Origin of the sequence: Chromohalobacter sp. HP20-39 (assembly GCF_033052815.1) — a bacterium.
Taxonomy (GTDB): Bacteria; Pseudomonadota; Gammaproteobacteria; order Pseudomonadales; family Halomonadaceae; genus Chromohalobacter.
Map to the genome: position 1 here is coordinate 1 of NZ_JAWHTP010000962.1, position 251 is coordinate 251.

General features: G+C 69.3%; 1 protein-coding gene. It reads left to right on the plus strand.

Annotated elements, in window-relative coordinates:
- A partial coding sequence (locus tag RVY79_RS20820) for an IclR family transcriptional regulator C-terminal domain-containing protein (protein WP_317466506.1) occupies nucleotides 1-247 on the plus strand: 247 nt, incomplete at its 5' end.
- Between the last annotated feature and the right edge of the window lie 4 nt (nucleotides 248-251).

A 251-nucleotide genomic window follows, 5' to 3' on the forward strand; every position in this document is an offset into this window, starting at 1 on the left:
CATTGCCGAGCAGATCGCCGCCGTCCAGCAGAAGGGTTACGCCACCAGCTTTGCCGAAGTCACGCCGGGCGCCGCGGCCGTGTCCGTGCCGGTGCGCGACGTGAGCGGCATGGCCGTCGCCGCGCTCAGCATTTCGGGGCCGGACACGCGCATCACCGCGCGCGACGTGCCGCAATTGCTTGAACCACTGCTGGCCTGCGCTGCAAGCATCGGCCGCGAGCTTGGCTACAACCCGCCACCCCCCTGATTCT